The organism is Pseudomonas sp. PVC-5-1 (genome assembly GCF_057444345.1).
The window spans coordinates 1,360,083-1,381,261 of the sequence record NZ_CM172024.1; the positions used below are offsets into that span (position 1 = coordinate 1,360,083).

General features: G+C 63.6%; 20 protein-coding genes. 4 read left to right on the forward strand and 16 right to left on the reverse strand.

The annotated features are described in order from the left end of the window. Nucleotides 1-23: 23 nt before the first annotated feature. On the reverse strand, nt 24-2,105 hold the full coding sequence (locus tag AC2T3R_RS06275; protein ID WP_013971410.1) for a carboxy terminal-processing peptidase: 2,082 nt from the start codon (nt 2,103-2,105) through the stop codon (nt 24-26). Nucleotides 2,106-2,249: 144 nt separating this feature from the next. On the opposite strand from AC2T3R_RS06275, the gene AC2T3R_RS06280 reads away from it, so the two are divergent. Continuing rightward, nucleotides 2,250-3,212: an NAD(P)H-quinone oxidoreductase gene (locus AC2T3R_RS06280; protein WP_397461929.1), complete on the forward strand. Its 963-nt coding sequence runs from the start codon at nt 2,250-2,252 to the stop codon at nt 3,210-3,212. Between the two features lie 113 nt (nt 3,213-3,325). On the opposite strand, the gene AC2T3R_RS06285 is transcribed toward AC2T3R_RS06280, so the two are convergent. From AC2T3R_RS06285 to AC2T3R_RS06310, 6 genes are all read right to left on the reverse strand, one after another. Then, nucleotides 3,326-3,979: an HAD family hydrolase gene (locus AC2T3R_RS06285; protein WP_015269274.1), complete on the reverse strand. Its 654-nt coding sequence runs from the start codon at nt 3,977-3,979 to the stop codon at nt 3,326-3,328. Nucleotides 3,980-3,993: 14 nt separating this feature from the next. Beyond that, nucleotides 3,994-4,983, reverse strand: coding sequence for an ABC transporter ATP-binding protein (locus tag AC2T3R_RS06290; protein ID WP_486744787.1), 990 nt, complete (start codon nt 4,981-4,983; stop codon nt 3,994-3,996). Nucleotide 4,984: 1 nt separating this feature from the next. Then, on the reverse strand, nt 4,985-5,779 hold the full coding sequence (locus AC2T3R_RS06295) for an ABC transporter permease (protein WP_013971414.1): 795 nt from the start codon (nt 5,777-5,779) through the stop codon (nt 4,985-4,987). Continuing rightward, on the reverse strand, nt 5,769-6,620 hold the full coding sequence (locus AC2T3R_RS06300) for an ABC transporter permease (protein ID WP_039614575.1): 852 nt from the start codon (nt 6,618-6,620) through the stop codon (nt 5,769-5,771). Before AC2T3R_RS06300 ends, AC2T3R_RS06295 begins: the two co-directional genes overlap by 11 nt. Beyond that, a complete protein-coding gene (locus AC2T3R_RS06305) occupies nt 6,617-7,423 on the reverse strand; it encodes an alkaline phosphatase family protein (RefSeq protein WP_013971416.1) in 807 nt (268 codons plus the stop codon). Before AC2T3R_RS06305 ends, AC2T3R_RS06300 begins: the two co-directional genes overlap by 4 nt. Before the next feature lie 146 nt (nt 7,424-7,569). Then, entirely contained in the window at nt 7,570-8,634 is a 1,065-nt protein-coding gene (locus AC2T3R_RS06310; RefSeq protein WP_486744788.1) for an ABC transporter substrate-binding protein, read from the reverse strand. 315 nt (nt 8,635-8,949) lie between these two features. Between AC2T3R_RS06310 and phnR the strand changes: the two genes are divergently transcribed. Further along, nucleotides 8,950-9,663: a phosphonate utilization transcriptional regulator PhnR gene (gene phnR, locus AC2T3R_RS06315; protein WP_013971418.1), complete on the forward strand. Its 714-nt coding sequence runs from the start codon at nt 8,950-8,952 to the stop codon at nt 9,661-9,663. A 98-nt stretch (nt 9,664-9,761) separates the two neighbouring features. Here phnR and AC2T3R_RS06320 read toward each other — a convergent pair whose 3' ends face one another. The 7 genes from AC2T3R_RS06320 to minC form a co-directional block, all read right to left on the reverse strand. Beyond that, nucleotides 9,762-11,915, reverse strand: coding sequence for a mechanosensitive ion channel family protein (locus tag AC2T3R_RS06320; RefSeq protein WP_486744789.1), 2,154 nt, complete (start codon nt 11,913-11,915; stop codon nt 9,762-9,764). Between the two features lie 44 nt (nt 11,916-11,959). Further along, nucleotides 11,960-12,127, reverse strand: coding sequence for a hypothetical protein (locus AC2T3R_RS06325; RefSeq protein ID WP_003260099.1), 168 nt, complete (start codon nt 12,125-12,127; stop codon nt 11,960-11,962). A 196-nt stretch (nt 12,128-12,323) separates the two neighbouring features. Then, nucleotides 12,324-13,613: a M18 family aminopeptidase gene (locus tag AC2T3R_RS06330; RefSeq protein WP_247727188.1), complete on the reverse strand. Its 1,290-nt coding sequence runs from the start codon at nt 13,611-13,613 to the stop codon at nt 12,324-12,326. A gap of 169 nt (nt 13,614-13,782) precedes the next feature. After that, on the reverse strand, nt 13,783-14,418 hold the full coding sequence (locus AC2T3R_RS06335) for an RluA family pseudouridine synthase (RefSeq protein ID WP_011532730.1): 636 nt from the start codon (nt 14,416-14,418) through the stop codon (nt 13,783-13,785). A 156-nt stretch (nt 14,419-14,574) separates the two neighbouring features. Next, the gene (gene minE, locus AC2T3R_RS06340; protein ID WP_003252572.1) at nt 14,575-14,829 is read right to left on the reverse strand and encodes a cell division topological specificity factor MinE; all 255 of its coding nucleotides are present in this window, start codon (nt 14,827-14,829) and stop codon (nt 14,575-14,577) included. Nucleotides 14,830-14,832: 3 nt separating this feature from the next. Continuing rightward, a complete protein-coding gene (minD, locus tag AC2T3R_RS06345) occupies nt 14,833-15,645 on the reverse strand; it encodes a septum site-determining protein MinD (RefSeq protein WP_013971423.1) in 813 nt (270 codons plus the stop codon). A 101-nt stretch (nt 15,646-15,746) separates the two neighbouring features. Further along, nucleotides 15,747-16,505, reverse strand: a complete 759-nt coding sequence (gene minC / locus AC2T3R_RS06350) for a septum site-determining protein MinC (RefSeq protein ID WP_023660587.1) — start codon at nt 16,503-16,505, stop codon at nt 15,747-15,749. Nucleotides 16,506-16,616: 111 nt separating this feature from the next. Here minC and AC2T3R_RS06355 point away from each other — a divergent pair, with 111 nt between their 5' ends. After that, complete coding sequence (locus tag AC2T3R_RS06355; RefSeq protein ID WP_217190912.1) at nt 16,617-17,552, forward strand: lipid A biosynthesis lauroyl acyltransferase; 936 nt, start codon at nt 16,617-16,619, stop codon at nt 17,550-17,552. A gap of 149 nt (nt 17,553-17,701) precedes the next feature. Next, nucleotides 17,702-18,850 (forward strand): patatin-like phospholipase family protein, encoded by a 1,149-nt coding sequence (locus AC2T3R_RS06360; RefSeq protein WP_286101200.1) that lies wholly within the window; start codon nt 17,702-17,704, stop codon nt 18,848-18,850. A 113-nt stretch (nt 18,851-18,963) separates the two neighbouring features. Here AC2T3R_RS06360 and AC2T3R_RS06365 read toward each other — a convergent pair whose 3' ends face one another. Together AC2T3R_RS06365 and AC2T3R_RS06370 are read right to left on the reverse strand one after the other, a co-directional pair. Next, nucleotides 18,964-19,707: an MlaA family lipoprotein gene (locus AC2T3R_RS06365; RefSeq protein WP_043936071.1), complete on the reverse strand. Its 744-nt coding sequence runs from the start codon at nt 19,705-19,707 to the stop codon at nt 18,964-18,966. 73 nt (nt 19,708-19,780) lie between these two features. Continuing rightward, nucleotides 19,781-21,079 carry a hypothetical protein gene (locus AC2T3R_RS06370; protein WP_003260096.1) on the reverse strand — a complete coding sequence of 433 codons (1,299 nt, stop codon included), beginning with the start codon at nt 21,077-21,079 and terminating at the stop codon, nt 19,781-19,783. Between the last annotated feature and the right edge of the window lie 100 nt (nt 21,080-21,179).

Here is a 21,179-nt window from a genome sequence, read left to right on the forward strand (position 1 = left end):
AATTTGCCATCATTGCCACAGTCTTACTTCTTGGCCACCTTGGTGCTTGCACTCAGGTAGTCGATAAGGATGCGGCCGGTTTCCGACAGGTAGGCATCGTCTTCCGGCTTGGTGTTTTCATCCTCGGTCGGCAGCGCATCCTCGTCCTCTTTCTTCAGCTCCTTCAGCGGCTCTTCACCCTTGGCCTTGCGGCGGATGTTCTCCAGTGCCAGCTGCTTGGCCTCGATTGCATCGTGGCGTGCACGACGGTCCTGCTCGTTGAGGCTGACGGTCTTTTCGTTCATCAGCTTCTGGGTCAGGGCCAGGCGGTCGCGGATGTAGGTGAACTCTGCATCCTTGTCGCTGCGCGCTTCATGCTGCGCCTTGAGTTGGGCCAGGAACGGCTTGAACGGGTCGGCCGCCGGCTTGACCACCGGGCGAATGGTGTCCCACGGCATGGCCTCGGGCAGGGCGCTCTCGCCGATCTCCTTGGTATCGATGATCGACGGGTAGTCGATGTCCGGCAGCACGCCCTGATGCTGGGTGCTCTGCCCGGAAACCCGGTAGAACTTGGCCAGGGTAAGCTTCAGCTCGCCATGGTTGAGTGGCTGGATGGTCTGCACGGTGCCTTTGCCGAAGGTCTGGCCGCCGATGATCAGCGCACGGTGGTAGTCCTGCATGGCACCGGCGAAGATCTCCGAAGCCGAGGCCGACAGGCGGTTGACCAGCAGTGCCAATGGGCCCTTGTAGAAGGCACCGGGGTTTTCGTCTTCCAGCACGTCGACACGGCCGTCGCTGTTGCGCACCAGCACGGTTGGGCCTTTCTCGATGAACAGGCTGGTCAGCTCGGTAGCTTCCTGCAGCGAGCCGCCGCCGTTGTTGCGCAGGTCGATGACCACGCCGTCGACTTTTTCTTTCTGCAACTCGGTCAGCAGCTTCTTCACGTCACGCGTGGTGCTCTTGTACTCCGGGTCACCGGCGCGATAGGCCTTGAAGTCCAGGTAGAAGGCCGGGATCTCGATGATGCCCAGCTTGTAGTCACGCCCGTCCTGCTTGAGCTTGAGCACCGACTTCTTCGCTGCCTGCTCCTCGAGCTTCACCGCCTCGCGGGTGATCGACACGATCTTGCTGGTCTGGTCGCTAGGCGCGTTACTGGCGGGGATGATCTCCAGGCGCACCACCGAGCCTTTCGGGCCGCGGATCAGCTTGACCACTTCATCCAGGCGCCAGCCGACCACGTCGACCATCTCCTTGTTGCCCTGGGCCACACCGATGATCTTGTCGGCCGGTGCCACCTGCTTGGTCTTGGCCGCCGGGCCTGCCGGCACCAGGCGCACGATCTTGACCTGGTCATTGTCGCTTTGCAGCACTGCGCCGATGCCTTCCAGCGACAGGCTCATGTTGATATCGAAGTTTTCCGCATTGTCCGGCGACAGGTAGTTGGTGTGCGGGTCGTAGGATTGGGCGAAGGTATTGATGTAGGCCTGGAAGATGTCCTCGGCACGGGTCTGGTCCAGGCGCGACAGTTGGTTCTTGTAGCGCTTGGTCAGGGTTTCCTGGATCTGCTTGGGTTCCTTGCCGGCGATCTTCTGGCGCAGCACTTCGTCCTTGACGCGCTTGCGCCACAAATCGTCGAGCTCGGCCTGGTCCTTCATCCACGGGGCGTCCTTGCGGTCGATCAGCAAGGTTTCCTTGGCGTTGAAGTCGATCTTGTCCACGCCCTTGTTCAGCTCGGCCAGGGCAAAGTCCAGACGTTGCTTGACGCGGTCCAGATAGCGTTTGTAGATGGTGAAGCCCGGGTCCAGGTTGCCGCTCTTGAGGAAATCGTCGAATTGCGTTTTCCATTTGTCGAATTCGGCGATGTCGGCAGCGGTGAAGTAGCTGCGCGCCGGGTCCAGCAGCTTGATGTAGCTGTCATAGATGATGACCGAACGGGCGTCGTCCAGCGGCGGCTTGCTGTAGTGGTGGCGCTTGAGCAATTCCACCACGTTGAGGCTGGCGACGATCTCGTCGCGGTCCGGCTGCAGGCTGTCCCATTTGTTGGCGGCCGCCGCATTGCCGCCGAGCGTGAGGCTGCCCAGGCCGATCATCAGCGCCAGGGCGGTGCTTGGGAGGAAATGCTTCATGCTGATTCGACGTGGAGACAATTGATCACGCATAGTAGGCCGTCTTTTCTGTTCACCGGTTGCAAAAAACCGGATGCATACTGCAAAAAGCCTGGGGACTTGGCGTTCCCAGGCTCGGTCATATGATTCAACTATGGAGGCACTGTGAAGGCATTGCAAGGCGTTGACGGACATGTGGCTTGGGTCGAGGCCGAGCGCCCGGCCTGCGACGCGGGTCAAGTGCGCATTCGCGTGGCTGCTGCGGGGCTGAACCGCGCCGATCTGCTGCAGATGAAAGGTTTGTACCCACCACCGCCAGGCGCCAGCCCGTACATGGGCCTGGAGTGCTCCGGGGTGATCGAGGAAGTGGGGGCCGGTGCCGACTGGCGGGTGGGTGACCGGGTGTGCGCGCTGCTGGCCAGCGGCGCCATGGCCGAGGAAGTGGTGGTGGATGCCCGCCACGTGCTGCCGGTGCCCGAAGGCCTGAGCCTGCACGAAGCGGCTGCGTTGCCGGAGGTATATGCCACTGCCTGGCTGAACATCTTCCAGCTGGGTGGCGTGAAAGCTGGCGAGAAGGTGCTGGTGCACGCTGGCGCCAGTGGCGTTGGCTCGGCCGCCATCCAGCTGTGCAAGGCGTTCGGCAGCCCGGTATGGGTCAGCGTCGGTTCCCAGGACCGCCTGGCCTACTGCGAGGCGCTGGGCGCCGCCGGTGGTGTGGTACGTAACGAAAACCTGGAAGCGCTGGAAGGTTTCGGCCCGTTCGACGTGATTCTCGACCCGGTGGGCGCCAGCTACGGCGAGCTCAACCTCAAGTTGCTGGCGCGTGACGGGCGCTGGGTGATCATCGGCCTGATGGGCGGGCGCAAGTTCGAGCTGGACCTGGCACAGGTACTGGGCAAGCGCCTGGAGATTACCGGTTCCACACTGCGCAACCGCGATGACGGCTTCAAGGCCGAACTGCTGCGCGAGTTGCAGCAGCAGGTGTGGCCGCTGTTTGCCGAAGGGCGCCTGTCGCCGCAATTGGTGGACACCTACCCGGTGGAGTTTGCCCAGGCGGCGTATGCCGAGCTTGAGACCAACCAGGTGTCGGGCAAGCTGGTGATGGTGATAGACCCTAGCCTGGTGTAAGCAGGCCTGGCCCTTTCGCGGGCACGCCCGCTCCTACAAGGACCCCACAATATTCGAGTTTGTGGTGATTCCTGTGGGAGCGGGCGAGCCCGCGAAGAGGCCCACACAAATCTTCAAGTCCAGCTCAGAATCGGCCAGCCATTGATCTCGGCATGCTCCCGCAACACCGCATCCGGGTTCACCACATGCGGATGATCCACCTTCAGCAACAGCGGCAAATCGTTGCGCGAGTCGGAATAGAAAGTCGCCCCTTCCAGGTTCTCCTGCTCCTGGTCCAGCCATTCCAGCAACCGCGTGATCTTCCCTTCGCGATAGGTCAGCACCCCGTGGGTCTTGCCGGTATAAACCCCGTTCACCGCCTCCAGTTCAATCGCCAGGTATTCGTCCACCCCCAGCCGCGCCGCAATCGGCCCGACCAGGTGCGTACCCGACGCTGAAATGATCAGGATGCGATCCCCGCGCTTGCGGTGCTCGGCAATGCAGCGGCAGGCGTCGCCGTAGATGATTGGCTCGATCACCTCTTCGACCCACGGTGCTACCAGGTGCTCGACCTCTTCCAGGGTGCGCCCGGCAATCGGCTCCAGGCTGAAGGCCATGTAGTCCTCCATCCGCAGGTGGCCCTTGCCATAGGCTTCCATCAACTCATGGTCGCGGCGCAGGAAGGCTTTGCCGTCGACCCAGCCCAGCCGGGCCATCTGCTCGCTCCACAGTGAGGCGCAGTCGCCGTGGATCAGGGTTTCGTCCAGATCGAAAATTGCCAGTGCCATGGTGTTGATTCTCCTTAGGCCACTTCCCGTAGCGCCGTGGGGTCGATCGACAAGCTTACCCGTTGCCCGTCCGCGTGCAGGTCGGACGGTGAGCGGTTGAGCACGTCGACCACCAGTTCCACCTCGCGCACCCGCACCCGGTAGCGGATCACGTTGCCCAGCAGGCTGTGGCTGCGCACTTCGGCGTCCAGTTCACCGTTGATGCCCAAGGTAATCGACTCGGGGCGTATCGCCAGGCGGCTGGCCACCGGGCGCTGCAGCAGGCGGCTGGCGCTGTCGGCGTCGAGCAGGTTGTAGTTGCCGATGAAGCCGGCGGCAAACAGGTCCACCGGCGCGGTGTACAGGGTTTCGGCATCGCCGCTCTGGACGATGCGCCCCTGGTTCATCAGGAAGATGCGGTCGGACATGGTCAGCGCCTCTTCCTGGTCGTGGGTGACGAAGATGGTGGTCAGCCCCAGCTCGCGCTGGATGGCGCGGATCTGCTCGCGCAGGTGCTTGCGGATGCGCGCATCCAGCGCCGACAACGGCTCGTCGAGCAGCAGCAGGCGCGGGCGGGTGACCAGCGAGCGGGCCAGGGCAACGCGCTGGCACTGACCGCCGGACAACTGGTGCGGGTAGCGCCCGGCGAAGTTGCCCAGTTCCACCAGTTCCAGCGCCTCGCGCACCCGGGCCTGGCTTTCGTCGGCCTTGACCTTCAGCATGCGCAGGCCGAAGGCGACGTTCTGCTCCACGGTCATGTTGGGGAACAGCGCATAGCTTTGAAACACCATGCCGATGCCACGCTTTTGCGGGCTCAGCGGTACGATGTCATGGCCGTCGAGCAGGATCTGCCCGCTGTCCACCGGGGTCAGCCCGGCGATGCAGCGCAGCAGCGTGGACTTGCCGCAACCGGACGGGCCAAGCAGGGTGACGAACTCACCGCGTTCGATATGGCAGTCGATGTTCTCGAACACCGGGCTGCCGGCGTAGCTTTTTTGCAGTTTCTGTACGCTGACGAAGCTCATGTCAGGTCTTGTCCTTGTTCAGGCGGTTGGCGACCCAGGTCAGTACCAGCACGAAGGCGAAGTACGAGATCACCAGCGCGCTGTTGAAGTGGCCGCTGCTGTTGCGCATGTTGTTCAGGTACACCTGCAGGGTCTCGTAGCGGGTGCCGACCAGCAGGTTGGCGAACACGAACTCGCCGAACAGGAACGAGAACGACAGTAGCAGTGCCACCATCAGGCCCTTGCGCAGGTTCGGCAGCACCACCAGCAGCGCCGCCTGCCAGGTGCTGGCGCCCAGCAGCTGGGCGGCGTCCATCAGGTCGCGCAGGTTGATCGCCTGCAGGTTGTTGGTAATGGCCCGGTACATGAACGGCAAGGCGATGGTGAAGTAGCAGCCGATCAGGATCCACGGTGTACCGACCATGGCCATGGGCCCGCTGCCATACAGCTGCAGCAGCCCCACCGACGACACCACCGGCGGCACCGCGAACGGCAGCAGGATGAGGATGTTCATCAGCGCATCGAGCCTCGGGAAGTGGTAGTGCACCACGAACAGCAGCGGCAGGATAAGTACCACCGACAGCAGCAGCGCGCCCACGCACACCAGCAGCGACTGGCCGAAGGCGGCCAGGAAGCGCGGCTCACTCCACAGCGCGATGTACCACTTGAAGGTCAGGCCGCTGGGCAGCAGGCTGGCCGACCAGCTGGTGGCCAGCGAGTAGAGCAGGGTGCCGGCCAGCGGCAGCAGCAGGATGAGGAACAGCAGGTAGACCACGGCGCGGTGGTACCAGCCGCCGGAACGGGCGTCAGCGCGCATGGTAGCTCCTTTTCAGCAGCCATTGGTGCACCACCGTGACCAGCGTCATTAGCCCCACCAGTACCATCGCCAGGGCGCTGGCCAGGTTGGGATCGAGGCTGATGTCACCTGCCACCAGGCCGGCGATGCGGATCGGCAGTACGTTGAAGTTGCCGGTTGTCAGCGCGTACACGGTGGCGTAGGCACCGAGGGCGTTGGCCAACAGGATGACGAAAGTGCCCAGCAGTGCCGGGGTCAGCACCGGCAGGCCGATGTGTCGCCAGAATTGCCAGTGGCTGGCACCCAGCAGTGCGGCCGACTCGCGCCAGTCTTCGCGCAGTGCGTCGAACGCGGGGTACAGCAGCAACACGCCAAGCGGGATCTGGAAGTAGGTGTACACCAGGATCAGCCCGCTCTTGGAATAGATGCTGAAGTCCTCCAGCAGGCCGACCTGCTTCAGCAGCAGGGTCAGCGCGCCGTTGAAACCGAGCAGGATGATGAAGGCGAAGGCCAGCGGCACCCCGGCAAAGTTGCTGGTCATGTTGGCGAAGGCGCTGACGAAGTCGCGCAGCTTCGAGTCCACCTGGCGCAGCGAGTAGGCGCCCAGGGTGGCGATGACGATGCCGAACAGGCTTGACCAGAAGCTGATTTCCAGGCTGCGTTGCAGGGCCTGCAGGTAGAACTTCGAGGCGAATACCTTGCTGAAGTTGTCCACGCCCCAACCCGCTTCCGATTGCAGGCTGTTGATCGCCACCCAGGCCAGCGGGGCGATCTGAAAGATGACGAAGAACACGGCGAACGGTAGCAGGCAGAGCAGGGCCAGGTAGCGGCCACGGGTGTTGCTGCTCTTGGGTGTGGTCACTTCAGCAGCTCCCGGCAGACGGTCTTGTCATGCGGCGCGCCGAGCAGCTCGCAGATGGTCCCGCACAACTCGGTCTGCAGCGGTTTGGCCGCAGGATCCAGGCTGAAGGCATCGCCGAAGACGAACAGCGGCACTTCGCGCTCCTCGGTCAGCAGGCCATTGTGCGAGCGGTCGTTGTTCATGCCGTGGTCGGCGGTGACCAGTACCTGGTAGCCCTCTTCGAGCCAGCCTGGCAGGTAGTCTGCCAGCAGGATGTCGGCGCTGCGTGCGGCGTTGCGGTACTGGCTGCTGTCCAGACCGTGGTGGTGGCCGACATCGTCGATGCTCATCGGGTGCACCAGCAGGAAATTGGGGGCGTGGCGGCGGCGCAGGTATTCGCCATCGGCCAGCAGGTGCGAATCGGGGTAACGGTCGTCCCAGTAGAACAGCCCGTGCTGGATCGGCAGCTTCGGTGCGTGGGTATGGCGGTCGCGCTGCGGGTCGAAGGGCGAGCGGTTGTACAGCTCGCTCATCCAGTGATAGGCCGCAGCCGCAGTGCCCAGGTTGGCCTCGCGGGCGTAGTGGAACACGCTGCGCTGGTTGGACAGACGGTTGACGTTGTTGTGCACGATGCCGCTGTCGATCGGCGGTACACCGGTGAGGATGCACTCGTACAGCGGCCGCGACAGCGACGGCAGTTCGCATTCCACGCGGTACAGCGCGGCACGGTCGGCCTCGACGTAGGCGTGCAGGTGGCCCATGGCGTGATGCGCGACCTGGTAGTTGAGGCCGTCGAGCAGGACCAGGATGACGTTGTGTTGCATGGTGGCTCCAGTCATAAACCGCGTTGGCTTCTTCGCGGGCTCGCCCGCTCCCACAGGTTGATCACTGCCTTTCAGGCTTGTGCTCTACCTGTGGGAGCGGGCATGCCCGCGAAAGGGCCGGATCAGGCACTACAAAAGCTAGCCCCTTACTCCATCTCGATGATCACCTGCTCCTGCCACATCTGCGGCAGTTTCTTCGAGCTCGCTTCCCAGGCCCCGGCATTCTTGATCGGCTGCGCAGCCTTGTACTGTTCGTTGGGCAGCAACTTGGCCTGCACATCGTCCGGCAGCTTCAGGTGCTCGGCACGGATCGGCCGCGCATGCCCTTTGGCCAGGTTGATCTGCCCGGCATCGCTGAAGATGTATTCACGTGTCAGCTTGGCCGCATTCGGGTGCTTGGCGTACTTGTTGATGATGGTGGTATAGCCGGAGATCACCGAGCCATCCGACGGGATCAGCACTTCGAAACGCTTGGGGTCGATCTGTTCACGGTAGCTCAGGCCGTTGAAGTCCCACACCACGCCCACTTCCACCTCGCCCTTCTCCAGGGTCTGGATGGTCGGGTTGGCCAGCGACAGGCGCTTCTGCTGGGCCAGCTTGGTGAACAGTTGCAGGCCCGGTGCCAGGTTGGTCTCGTCACCCTTGTAGGCGATAGCCGCTGCCAGCACGCCGTTGGCGGCCTGGGCTGCGGTGCCGACGTCACCGATGGCAACCTTGTACTTGCCTTTTTCCAGGTCGTGCCAGGTCGTTGGCCGCTCGCCTTCCTTGACCAGGTCCTTGTTGATGATGAAGGCGATGGTGCCGGTATAGGCCAGCGCCCAGTGGCCGTCCTTGTCCTTGGCCCAGGTCGGCACCTGGTCCCAGGTGCTCGGCTTGTACGGTTGGCTCACGCCCTTGCTCACGGCGATCGGGCCGAAGGCGGCACCCACGTCGCCGATGTCGGCGCTGGCGTTGTCCTTCTCGGCTTCGAACTTGGCGATTTCCTGGGCCGAGCTCATGTCGGTGTCGCTGTGCTTCAGGCCGTACTTGCTGGCCAGGTCTTCCCAGGTGCCTTTCCAGTTGGCCCAGGCATCGGGCATGCCCACGCTGTTGACGTTGCCTTCCTTGCGGGCGGCGTCTTCCAGGGCCTTGAGGTCGGTATCGGCGGCCATTGCCGTGGTACACAGGGCGATGGCCGAACCGAGCAGTGACGCCATGAACAACTTTTTCATCCGAAGCTCCTTGGTGGGTGCCTTTAGCGATGGTTGTTATGAGTGAAGCCGTTGTCTGGTGACCGTTGGTCTAGGTCAGCAAACCTTGAGCCAAGGTAGGCTGCTTGCGTGACAGTTTGATGTAGGGAAGGGCCGGTGAAGGCCCTGAAGCTACAGCGTAGACCACGGAACCGCCCCGGTTCTGCTGGCTTGGCGCGTTTCTGGCAGTGTTTGGCCAAAGCCTTGTCACAGGATGTTCATCAGCCCTGCCTAGGCTTGCACTATTCTCCAAGTGCCCTGTTCTGGGGCTGGACTAGTCCAGATAGGTAACCTTTGATGCAGCCGATGCCACCGCGTGCGGTAACAGCCATCTGTCACGCCCTGCAGGAACAGATAGAGCACGGCCTGCTGGCGCCGGGCGGCAAGCTGCCGGCCGAGCGCAAGCTCAGCGAGGTGTTCGATACCACGCGCATTACCCTGCGTGAGGCGCTGGTGCAGCTGGAAGCCCAAGGGCTGATCTACCGCGAAGAGCGTCGCGGCTGGTTCGTCGCGCCCGAGCGGCTGACCTACGACCTGATCGAGCGCAGCCACTTCCATGCCATGGTCCGCGACCAGGGGCGGGTGCCCAGTACCGAACTCTTGTCAGCTCGGCTGCAGCCGGCGTCGGCGGCCATCTGTGCGCGCTTGCAACTGCCGGCGTTGTCCAGCGTGGTACGTATCTGCCGGTTGCGGCGGATCGATGGGCGGGCGGTGCTGTATGCCGAGCACTACCTCAACCCCCGGTACTTCCCGGAGATTCTCGAACAGGACCTGGCCCAGTCGCTGACCGAGATTTATGGGCGGGTGTACGGTATCCAGTATGGGCAGGTGTGCTTCGAGATCTTGCCGACGGCGTTGCCGGTGGAGGCAGCCGGTGCCTTGAAGGTGTCGGCGGGAAGCCCCGGGTTGCATATCACCCGGGTCAACAGTGACCAGCATGGGCACCTGATCGACTGCGACCTGGAGTATTGGCGGCATGATGCCATCCGCATCCGCGCCCAGGCGGGTTGAGGTGTTGGCTTCTTCGCGGGCTCGCCCGCTCCCACAGGGACGCCACAGCATCTGACCTGGCGTCATCCTGTGGGAGCGGGCAAGCCCGCGAACAGGCCCTAACTGGCGGAACCGGTTTGCGCCATCCCGCCACCCCCGGCCGTCACCACCTGCACCGACAATCGCGGCGTCGCCAGGTCCAGCCCCGCCTCATCCAGCTGCCGCTTCAACGCCAGGTTGAACGCCCGCGACACTTCCCACTGCTTGATCGGCGCAGTCTTGAACCGCGCTCGCAAGATCGCCGACCCCGACTCGAAGCTCTCCACCCCCTGCAGCTCCAGCGGCGACCAGATATTGCGGCGCATCAGCGGGTCGTTGCGCAGCTTCTGCCCCACTTCGCGAATCAGCGTGATGGCCTGGTCGATGTTCATGCTGTGCGGGATCGCCACGCGGAAGATCGCGTAGCCGAACTCGCGCGAGTAGTTCTTGATGCTCTTGATCTCGCTGAACGGGATGGTATGCACGATGCCGTCGATGTCACGCAGGCGTACGGTACGGATGGTCAGCCCCTCCACCGTGCCCAGGTGGCCGCCCACATCCACGTAGTCGTCGATGGCCAGCGAGTCCTCGATGATGATGAACAAGCCGGTGATCAGGTCGGCCACCAGCGACTGGGCACCAAAGCCGATGGCCAGGCCGATCACACCGGCACCCGCCAGCAGCGGGGTGACGTTCATGCCCATGTTGGCCAGGGCGACAATCACCGCGATGATGAAGATGACCACGAACATCACGTTGCGGATCAACGGCATCATGGTTTGCGCACGGGCGTTGGCCAGGCCCCGGCGCGAACGCACCAGTGCGTGGTGCACGGCGGTGTCGGCAAGGATCCACACCAGCCAGGCGACGATCAGCGTGCCGGCCAGGCCCAGCAGGCGCACGCTTATGTCGTGACCGTCGCCTTCGGCGAAGCTGATCATCGACAGGCCCCACACACGCAGCCCCAGTTCGATGAACACCAGCCAGATGAACAGGTGCACCAGCAGGTAGCCGAAGTTGCGCAGGCGTTCGGCGTACACCGCCTGGCGCTTGCTGGCGCGCTTGGGGTTGGCGGCGTGGCGGCGCACCAGGCCGTTGAGCACCATGCACACCACCACCAGCACCGTGCACATCAGCGACTGGCGCAGGGCGGTGCTGGTGTCGCCGGCCGAGATAAAGGTTGCGAACAGCGAAATCGCCACCAGGATCAGTGCTGGCACGAACCAGAAGCTGCCGAGGATCTCGATGGTGTCACTGAGGGTGCGCCGGGTCAGGCGCCGTGACAGCGGCTGGTTGCGGATCAGGTGGGCGATCGGGCGACGGAAGCGCAGGATGAACAGCCCGGTGCACAGCGCCGCGATCACGTTGGCCAGGGTGGCCAGGGCGTGGGCCAGGTGGGTGCCGAGGGCGACCATCAGGCGCGGGTCGCTCATCGCTTCGCCAAACGCGGCGAAACTGCCGATCAGCCACAGCGGGCGGAAGGCCTGGTGGCGCAGGATGTACAGGGCGCGGTGGCGGTGGGGGCCGTCGAGCAGCGAGAAGGCAATCACGCAGATGGCCGAGAAGCAGGTGCCGACCACCAGTGCGTAGGCCAGCACCATGGCCAGCGACTTGCCCAGCGACGGCGGCAGCACGAAGCTCAGGTACACGGTGAACACCAGCGCCACCAGCCATGGGCCCAGCTTGCGCAGGGCAAAGCGCACCAGGTCCCAGGTGCGCGGGTGCTGCGGCAGTTCCTCGCTCAGGCCAAAACGCAGGCGTACCCGATGCCCGACCCAGTTGAAGGCGTAGGCCAGCACGCTCCAGACGGCGATGACGGCGGCAAAGCCGAACAGAATGGCCGGCCACTGGTGCACCGGCACCATCAACTCGGTCAGTTCGGCCTGGGCCTGTTCGATTTCCGCGGCCCAGCGATGGAACGGGCTGGCATCGCCGCTGAACTGCTTTTCGAAGTCCTGCAGGGTGCCGCCGATCAGGCCGAGCACGCCCTGTTCGACGGTGGGTTGCGATTGCCTGGTGGCGTCGCGCAGCTTTTTCAGGTCGGCCAGGAGTTTGGCCCGCTGCTGGTCGTTTTCCAGGTTCTTGATCACCTCGTCCAGCGACTTGCCCAGCGGTTCGCTGGCTTCTGGCTGCGCGGGCGCGCTGCCACCCAGCAGGCCTGGCAGGCCCGCAGCCTGTAACGGGGTGACAAACAGGAACAGCAGCAGGAACAGGCAACGCAGGAGAGCAGGCACTGGCAAAACTACCTCAGGTCAAACGATTGACCGAGTGTAGAGGTTCACGACGGCAGTTGCTCCAGGATTTTCCAGCAGGTGAGGCCGAAGATACCCAGTGTGCCGACCCACATCATCACAACGCCGATATTGCGCTCGCGCAGGCTGAAACCGATGGTCAGCAGCAACAGGAACAGAAACACCGGCACGAACAGGGACAGGAACGGGGACATGGACAGCAATCCTTTTGCAGTGGGGCCATGTAACAAGCATAGCGGGTGGTAGACGAAGCGGGATTGACCTTGAGCAGGCCCGGCCTCTTCGCGGGCATGCCCGCTCCCACAGGTACTGCACAGTCCTTGAATGCTGTGATGATCCTGTGGGAGCGGGCGAGCCCGCGAAGAGGCCGGGCCTGGCTACATCAAAGCATCAAGGCAACTCGCGGCAACGGTAGAAGGCGCTCAGCACCTTCACCAGGTGCGCCAGGTCATGGCTGCCGCACAGTTCGCGAATCGAATGCATGGCAAAGGTCGGCAAGCCGATATCCACCGTACGCACGCCCAGGTGGCTGGCGGCAATCGGCCCGATGGTCGAACCACAGCCCATGTCGCTGCGTACCACGAAGCTCTGCACCGGCACTTCCTCGGCCATGCACAGGTGACGGAAGAACCCGGCGGTTTCGCTGTTGGTAGCGTAGCGCTGGTTGTTGTTCACCTTGATTACCGGCCCGGCGTTGAGTTTGGGCCCGTGGTTGCCGTCGTGCTTGTCGGCGTAGTTGGGGTGCACGCCGTGGGCGTTGTCGGCCGACACCATCAGCGAGCGCTGGATGGTGCGCACGTAGGCGTCGCCATCCGGCAGCAGGCGCTGCAGGGTCTGCTCCAGCATCGGCCCGTCGGCGCCACAGGCCGAGCAGCTACCGACTTCTTCATGGTCGTTGCACACCAGTACGCAGGTTTCGTCGCTGTCGGCGGCCAGCAGTGCCTGCAGGCCGGCATAGCACGACAACAGGTTGTCCAGGCGCGCGCCGGCGATGAAGTCGCCGTTCAGGCCGACCAGCGCGGCGTTTTGGGTGTCGTAGAAGCTCAGCTCGTAATCCAGCACCACGTCGGCAATCAGCTCGTGCTCGCGGGCCAGTTGCTCGGTGAGCAGGGCGCGGAAGTCGATGCGCTCGTCACCCGCCACCTGGGCCAGGATCGGCGGCAGCTCGTTCTGCGGGTTGATCGCCCAGCCTTCGTTGGCGGTGCGATTGAGATGGATTGCCAGGTTGGGGATGACCGCGATCGGCAGCTTGAAGTCGATCAGCTGGCTTTCGACCTTGCCGTCACGGCGGTAGGTGACCCGGCCGGCCAGCGACAGGTCGCGGTCGAACCATGGCGCCAGCAGGGCGCCGCCATACACTTCGACGCCCAGCTGCAGGAAGCCCTGGCGCTGCAGCTCGGGCTGCGGCTTGACCCGCAGGCACGGGCTGTCGGTGTGGGCACCGACCATGCGGATGCCGTTCAGCAACGGTGCCTGCTTGCCCAGCTTGATGGCGATGATCGACGAGTCGTTACGGGTGACGTAGTAGCGGCCGCCAGGTACCGTGGCCCAGCTGTCGCGCTCGTCCAGGCGCTGGTAGCCGGCAGCTTCCAGGCGCTGGGCCAGGCTGGCGGTGGCGTGGAAGGGCGTGGGGGAGGCCTTGAGGAAGTCGATAAGGCCAGAATTCAGTGCGTCGCGCATAGCTCACTCCAGACAGCAGTGGCGCGAGTTTAGCGTATTAGGTCGACAAATTGTGTCTGCCTCTTCGCGGGCTCGCCCGCTCCCACAGGTACTGCACAGATTTCGAATGCAGTGTTATCCCTGTGGGAGCGGGCAAGCCCGCGAAGAGGCCTGTACAGGCAGTACAAATTCAGAAAGGCGCAGGGCACTCGAACTTCAACCGCTCCCCGGACACCGGGTGGGTAAAGCTCAGCATCGAGGCATGCAGGCACAACCGCTCATGGGCAGCCAGTGCCTCGGGGTTGGCATACAGCCGGTCGCCCAGCAGCGGGTGCCCGATCGACAGCATGTGCACGCGCAACTGGTGCGAACGCCCGGTAATCGGTGTCAGCTCTACCCGGCAGTAATCACCGCAGCGCTCGACGATGCGCCAGAAGGTCAGCGCATGCTTGCCCTGCTCGTGGTCCACCACATGCCGTGGCTTGGTCGGCGGGTCGTAGCGCAGCGGCAGGTCGATGCTGCCGCTGTCCAGCGCCGGCTGGCCCCAGCACAGCGCGGTGTAGGCCTTTTCGGTTTCGCGGTCGTGGAACTGGCGCGACAGCTCACGATGGCTGTCGGCATCCCGTGCCAGCAGGATGATGCCGGAAGTTTCCCAGTCCAGGCGGTGCACAATCAGCGCGTCGGGGTAGCCGTTTTCCTGCAGGCGAGTGATCAGGCAGTCCTTGTTGTCCTCGGCGCGGCCGGGTACCGACAGCAGCAGGGTCGGTTTGTTGATCACCAGGATGGCGGCGTCTTCGTGCAGGATCTGGATGTTGGACAGCGGCATTGCTTGGTCTCGGTTATATCGGGGAAAACACTGGGGCCGCTTTGCGGCCCATCGCCGGCAAGCCAGCTCCCACAGGTACAGCGCGAACCCTGTGGGAGCTGGCTTGCCGGCGATGGGCTGCAAAGCAGCCCCAATGATCCAGGCCTGGTCGCGAAATCAGCGATCCGGCAAGGTGATGTTCAGCTCCAGAATCGAGCAGCTACCCTGGTTTTCCAGCTCGATATGCACATCATCGTTGCCGATGTTCACATATTTGCGGATCACTTCCAGCAGTTCTTTCTGCAGCGCTGGCAGGTAGTCCGGTTCGCTGCGTTGGCCGCGCTCGTGCGCCACGATGATCTGTAGACGCTCTTTCGCTACCGACGCGCTGGTCTGTTTCTGTCTGCCACGAAAGAAGTCAAAAAGGTTCATGGTTTACTTGCCTCCAAACAGGCGCGCGAAGAATCCTTGCTTCGGCACTTCGATGAACCGCAGGGGCTTTTCTTTGCCCAGCAGACGGTCGACGGTATCGCTATAGGCCTGGCCGGCATCGCTCTGGTCGTCGAGGATGACCGGGATACCCTGGTTGGAAGCCTTGAGCACTGCCTGGCTCTCGGGGATCACACCCTTGAGCTTGATCGCCAGGATCTCTTCGACGTCGGCGATGCTCAGCATTTCGCCCTTTTCCACGCGCTCCGGGTGGTAGCGGGTGATCAGCAGGTGTTCCTTGATCGGCTCTTCGCCGTTCTCGGAGCGGCGCGACTTGCTCGACAGGATGCCCAGCATGCGGTCGGAGTCACGAACCGAGGATACCTCGGGGTTGGTGACCACGACGGCTTCGTCGGCAAAGTACATGGCCAGGTGTGCGCCTTTCTCGATACCGGCCGGCGAGTCGCAGATGACGAAGTCGAAGTCTTTCTTCAGCTCCATCAGGACCTTTTCCACGCCTTCCTGGGTCAGCGCGTCCTTGTCACGGGTCTGGCTGGCGGCCAGCACGTACAGGTTCTCGAGGCGCTTGTCCTTGATCAGGGCCTGTTGCAGGTTGGCTTCGCCGTTGACCACGTTGACGAAGTCGTACACCACGCGGCGTTCGCAGCCCATGATCAGGTCGAGGTTACGCAGGCCCACGTCGAAGTCGACGATGACGGTCTTGTGGCCACGCAGTGCGAGGCCGGTACCAATGGCGGCGCTGGTGGTGGTCTTGCCCACACCCCCCTTGCCGGAAGTAACCACGATAATCTTGGCCAAGGTGTTTCACCCCTAAAATAATCGGGACACACGTCCCTGCAAAAATACAAATAAATGGCAACGGTAAGAAAAGTTGCACTAAAAATGCTGGCAAGTATCCGTTAAAGACGGGTGATGTTCAACACGTCGCCAGACAGGCTGACTTGCACGCCTGTGCCCCACAGCGGGTCGCGGCGCAGGTCCTCGCAGACCTTGTACTGGCCGGCGATGGAGACCATTTCGGCGGTCATCTGCTGACAGAAGATACGTGCCTTGGTGTTGCCTTTGATGCCGGCCAGGGCGCGGCCGCGCATGGCGCCGTACACATGGATGTTGCCATCGGCCAGAAGTTCCGCCCCCGGGCTGACCGAAGCGGTCACCACCAGGTCGCCGCCCTGGGCGTAGATCTGCTGGCCGCCACGTACTGGCGCAGTGATGATGCGGGTCGGGCGCACCTCGGGTTCGAGGATTGGTGGCGGGACAGGGGCTGGCTCTGGCTTCTTCACCTCGGGTTCGGGCTCCAGCGGCCGCTCGCGCGCGCCGGATGGCGGTAGCACCGGCAGGTCGATGGCAATGGCGGCGGCGATGTCCTCGATGCGGTTGGCACGGATGGCCAGGGTACGCAGGCCGTGGTGGCGGCAGATCCGCATCAAGCCGGGCAGGTCGATTGCCCCCTCGTCGGCCGGCAGCTTGTCCAGCGCCAGCACCAGTGGCGTGTTGCTGAAGAAGTTCGGTGCCTGGGCGACTTTGGCCGCCAGTTGGCGGTCGAGGGCTTCAAGGTCATTGCGCGCCAGCTCCAGCACTGTAATGGCGAGCATGCTGCCCTTGAGCTGGAACACGGAGGCGGTGTCGGGTGTGTGGTTTGGGCTCATGGTCTGCATAGACGGCTTGTTGCGAAAAAAGTGCCCTGACTTATAACGATAAGACCGGTTGCCCGCAACATGCGCTGATCCGTTGTAGAATGCGCGGCCTTTGTCTTTCCGGAAGCTTCAATGGAACGCCCGCGTTTTCGTCCCTATTTCCTTCACCCACGTTTCTGGGGCCTGTGGCTGGGCCTGGGCCTGCTGTGGCTGGTGGTCCAGTTGCCGTACCGGGTACTGTTGAAAGTCGGTGCCGTGCTGGGAGCGGTGATGTACCGCTTTGCCGGTGAGCGGCGGCGCATTGCCGCACGCAACCTGGAGCTGTGCTTCCCGGAGCTGTCGGTCGACGAACGGCAGCGCCTGCTCAAGGCCAACTTCGCCTCCACCGGTATCGCCTTCTTCGAAATGGCCATGAGCTGGTGGTGGCCCAAGGCCCGGTTGGCGCGCCTGGCCCATGTCGAGGGGCTGGAGCACCTGCAGGCCGCCCAGCAGGCGGGGCAGGGGGCCATTCTGATGGCGGTGCACTTCACCACCCTGGAGATCGGCGCCGCACTGCTGGGCCAGCATCACACCATCGATGGCATGTACCGCGAGCACGGCAACCCGCTGTTCGACTTCATCCAGCGCAGCGGCCGCGAGCGGCATAACCTCGACTCGCTGGCGGTGGAGCGCGAGGACGTGCGCGGCATGCTCAAGCTGCTGCGTTCGGGCCGGGCGATCTGGTACGCACCCGACCAGGACTACGGCGCCAAGCAGAGCCTGTTCGTGCCGCTGTTCGGCATCCCGGCGGCGACGGTGACCGCTACCACCAAGTTTGCCCGGTTGGGCAAGGCGCAAGTGATACCGTTCACCCAGAAGCGCCTGGAGGATGGCAGCGGCTATCGCCTGGTGATCCACCCGCCGCTGGCGGATTTCCCCGGGGAGAGCGAAGAGGCTGACTGCCTGCGAATCAACCAGTGGGTGGAAAGCGTGTTGCGCGAATGCCCCGAGCAGTACCTGTGGGCGCATCGCCGGTTCAAGTCGCGGCCCGAAGGGGAGCCGCGGCTGTATGACAAGAAAAAGCGCTGAATTTTGTTTTGCCTGTGCCGGCCTATTCGCGGGCGCGCCCGCTCCCACAGGTATTGCACAGCCTTCAAGGCCGGTGAAGAACCTGTAGGAGCGGGTTTACCCGCGAAAGGGCCGGCACTGACAGCCCACCAACCCCAGGAAGGACTCCAATGGCCCCACCCCCGGTAACCGGTCTTATCCTTTCTGGCGGCGGCGCCCGCGCCGCCTACCAGGTGGGCGTGCTGGCCGGCATTGCCGAGTTGCTGCCCGCCGGCGCGCACAATCCGTTCCCGGTCATCGTGGGCACCTCCGCCGGGGCCATCAACGCCGTCACCCTGGCCAGCGGCGCCACCCATTTCAGTGACGCCGTACAACGGCTCACCGCCTTCTGGCAGAACTTCCGCAGCCACCTGGTCATCCGCAGCGACTGGCCCGGTGTGGTCCGTCAGGCCAGCCGCTTCGTCGCCCACAACCTGCTGGGCGTGGGTGGCCCGGCGCCAGTGGCGCTCCTGGACAGCAGCCCATTGCGCGGCTTGCTGCAGGCGCACCTGAACCTGGACGGTATCGCCCACTCCCTGGCCGCCGAGCAACTGCGCGCCGTCGCGGTGACCGCGTTTGGCTACGAGTCCGGCCAGGCGGTGACCTTCTACCAGGGCCGCGGCACCATCGAAGCCTGGTTGCGCCATCGCCGTATCGGCATGCCCACGCCATTGACCATCGATCATCTGCTGGCCAGCGCGGCCATCCCGTTGCTGTTCGCCCCGGTGCGGCTGGGTGATGAATATTTCGGCGATGGTGCGGTGCGCCAGTCGGCACCGATCAGCCCGGCCCTGCACCTGGGCGCCAGCCGGGTACTGGTGGTCGGGGTCAGCGGCAACCCGCAGCGGCCGGCGCCACCGCTGCCGACCCAGCGGGTGTTCAGCGGGCAGCAGCCGAGCCTGGCGCAGATCGGCGGGCACATGCTCAACAGTACGTTCATTGACAGCCTGGAAGACGACATCGAGCTGCTGCAGCGCCTCAACCACCTGAGCCACCTGTTGCCGGCGCACCTGGACGCCCGGCGCCTGGGCCTGGCGCCGATCGACGTGCTGGTGGTGGCGCCCAGCCAGCCGCTGGACGAGATTGCCGCGCGACATAGACGCGAGTTGCCGGCGGCGTTGCGCATGTTCCTGCGTGGGCCGGGGGCGACGCGTACCAGCGGGGCGGGGGTGTTGAGCTATTTGCTGTTCGAGGCCAGTTACTGCAGCGAGCTGATAGAGCTGGGGCGAAAGGATGCCTTGGCCAAGAAGCGGGAGCTTTGCCTGTTCCTGGGGATTTGAGGTTGCCTGTCATGGCCCTATCGCCGGCAAGCCAGCTCCCACAGGACCACCGAAGGCCCGGGCATTGTGAGGACCTGTGGGAGCTGGCTTGCCGGCGATAGGGCCGGATCGGCCTACTCGGCTATCTGCAACTTGCGCGCCTGGGTATACACGTACCGCACCTTCTCGTACTCGAACGGCGAGTTGAGCTGGCCATAGCGGAATTTGGTGCTGTAGCGCTTGTCCACCACGCGCAGCACGGAGATTTCCGGGTGGTCGCTGCTGGCTTCGGCCACGTTCAGGTAGTTGATCGCCTGTTCGCCTGCATAGTCCACCACCAGCCCGGTGGTATCGCGCAGGTTCGAAGGCCCCAGCACCGGCAGCATCAGGTACGGCCCGTCCGGTACGCCATAGAAGCCCAAGGTCTGGCCAAAGTCTTCACTTTGCCGCGGCAGGCCCATCTTGGTGGCCGGGTCCCAAAGCCCACCCACGCCGATGATGGTGTTGAACATGAGCCGCGCGGTGATCTCGGCCGAGCGCTTGGCCTTGAGCTGCAACACGCTGTTGAACAGGTTCGGCACGTCGCCCAGGTTGTTGAAGAAGTTGGTCACCCCGGTGCGCACGAAGCGCGGGGTGACGTACTGGTAGCCGCTTACCATCGGCAGCAGCACCCATTGGTCCAGACGGTAGTTGAAGTGATAGACGCGCCGGTTGATCGACTCCAGCGGGTCGTACACGTTCAGCGCTTGCAGGGTGGAGCGCTCGAACTCGCGCTGGTCCAGCCCCGGGTTGAATTTCAGCTCACGCAGCGGGTCGAGGAAACCATCGGTCTCGGGCGCCAGTGGCGCTTCGGTGACTTGCGGGTCGGCCTCGACCACGCTGGCCCGGGGGGCGGTTTCGGCAGCCAGGGCGTGGCCGGCGGCGAACAGGGCAGTGGCGAAGAGGAGTTTGTTAACCACGGAAGAACTCCAGCATGGCGTCACTGTTGACGCGGTAATTGAGGTTGCCGCAATGGCCGCCATGGGGGTAAAGGGTCAGACGCTCACCGAACACCTTGCGCAGGAAGCCGATGTCACCAGGGCCGAGGATGACGTCGTCGGCGTTGTGCATCACGGCGATCTTGTCGCTGCTGCTCAGGTAGTCTTCAAGTGCATACAGGCTGACCTGGTTGACCAGTTGCAGGATGCTGTTGCCGTCGGTCCGGGCGCGCCACATGGGGATGACTTGCTCGGTCATGTAGCAGTCGAAGTCGCACTGCAGGGCACGCTTGAAGAATGGCGTGAGGCTGCTGCCCTCGGTGATCGGGAACTTCGGCGGAATGATCAGGCCGCGGCGGTTGATCAGGTCGGAGGTGAAGGCAATGTCGGCCGCCGAGAAGCGGAACGAGGTGCCGATCAGCATGGCCATCTGCTCGTTGGACAGGTGCTGGCGCGACTGCTGGAAGTCGTACAGCAAGGCCTCATTGAGGTCGATGTAGCCCTTTTCCTGGAAGTAGCGGGTCAGCTTGGCCAACATCAGCTCGTAGAAGGTGGTGCTGCGGTCGATGCCCTTGACCTGGGTCTGCACCAGCTTGTCCAGGTTGTTGATCGAGGTGTACAGGTTGACCGGCGGGTTCAGCAGCAGTACGCGCTTGAAGTTGAAGCTGCGGCGGGTTTCGTCCAGGTGGCTGACAAAGGCAGCGTCGAGTGCGCCCAGGCTGTAGCCGGTGAGGTAGAACTCGCTGATCGGCAGGCGCGGGTGCTGGGCACGCACGGCCTGCATCACCCGGTACATGTCTTCGGCATCCTCCTGGCTGACGCCTGGGGTGGCGAAGCGCGAGGCGGCGCTCATGAAGTCGTAACTGGTTGGCGACGACAGCTGCACCACGTGGAAGCCGGCCTGGTAGAACAGCTTCTTCAGGTATTCGTTGATGCTGCTGGTGTAGGGCGCACCGGTGCCGGCGATGATGAAGATCAGCGGCGCCTCGCGGTCCTGGCGGGCCAGGCGGTACTTGAGCTTTTTCACCGCCCAGAAATTGTCCGGCAGAGTGAATTCACGGTCCGGGCGCAGGTTGAGGCTGTAGTCGGACTGGTTGATTTCGTCATCTTCGGGCAGGGTGGGGCGCTGGTCCGGTGGCGTGGTGGCGATGGTTGCCTCGAACGGGTTGGTCAAGGGAAAACCATAGCTCGCGGCGTCGATATCCCGCGCCGAAGCGGCCACAGCCATGAGCAGGCCACCGAGCAAGGCAGCGAGGCGCAAAGATCGAAGCATGTAATCCCCCAAAAGAACGCAAGGTCGAGCAGTGTGCAGGCTAGGACCACAACGGGCCGGGCAAAGTTGCCAGGTGCGGTGGTCTTTGGTGTGCTTGTTA

Bases quoted from the DNA above. Each gene is read 5' to 3' on its own strand.
- AC2T3R_RS06275 (WP_013971410.1), bottom strand. From the start codon at position 2,105: ATGAAGCATTTCCTCCCAAGCACCGCCCTGGCGCTGATGATCGGCCTG.
- AC2T3R_RS06285 (WP_015269274.1), bottom strand. From the start codon at position 3,979: ATGGCACTGGCAATTTTCGATCTGGACGAAACCCTGATCCACGGCGAC.
- AC2T3R_RS06290 (WP_486744787.1), bottom strand. From the start codon at position 4,983: ATGAGCTTCGTCAGCGTACAGAAACTGCAAAAAAGCTACGCCGGCAGC.
- AC2T3R_RS06295 (WP_013971414.1), bottom strand. From the start codon at position 5,779: ATGCGCGCTGACGCCCGTTCCGGCGGCTGGTACCACCGCGCCGTGGTC.
- AC2T3R_RS06305 (WP_013971416.1), bottom strand. From the start codon at position 7,423: ATGCAACACAACGTCATCCTGGTCCTGCTCGACGGCCTCAACTACCAG.
- AC2T3R_RS06310 (WP_486744788.1), bottom strand. From the start codon at position 8,634: ATGAAAAAGTTGTTCATGGCGTCACTGCTCGGTTCGGCCATCGCCCTG.
- phnR (WP_013971418.1), top strand. From the start codon at position 8,950: ATGCAGCCGATGCCACCGCGTGCGGTAACAGCCATCTGTCACGCCCTG.
- AC2T3R_RS06325 (WP_003260099.1), bottom strand. From the start codon at position 12,127: ATGTCCCCGTTCCTGTCCCTGTTCGTGCCGGTGTTTCTGTTCCTGTTG.
- AC2T3R_RS06330 (WP_247727188.1), bottom strand. From the start codon at position 13,613: ATGCGCGACGCACTGAATTCTGGCCTTATCGACTTCCTCAAGGCCTCC.
- AC2T3R_RS06335 (WP_011532730.1), bottom strand. From the start codon at position 14,418: ATGCCGCTGTCCAACATCCAGATCCTGCACGAAGACGCCGCCATCCTG.
- minE (WP_003252572.1), bottom strand. From the start codon at position 14,829: ATGAACCTTTTTGACTTCTTTCGTGGCAGACAGAAACAGACCAGCGCG.
- minC (WP_023660587.1), bottom strand. From the start codon at position 16,505: ATGCAGACCATGAGCCCAAACCACACACCCGACACCGCCTCCGTGTTC.
- AC2T3R_RS06355 (WP_217190912.1), top strand. From the start codon at position 16,617: ATGGAACGCCCGCGTTTTCGTCCCTATTTCCTTCACCCACGTTTCTGG.
- AC2T3R_RS06360 (WP_286101200.1), top strand. From the start codon at position 17,702: ATGGCCCCACCCCCGGTAACCGGTCTTATCCTTTCTGGCGGCGGCGCC.
- AC2T3R_RS06370 (WP_003260096.1), bottom strand. From the start codon at position 21,079: ATGCTTCGATCTTTGCGCCTCGCTGCCTTGCTCGGTGGCCTGCTCATG.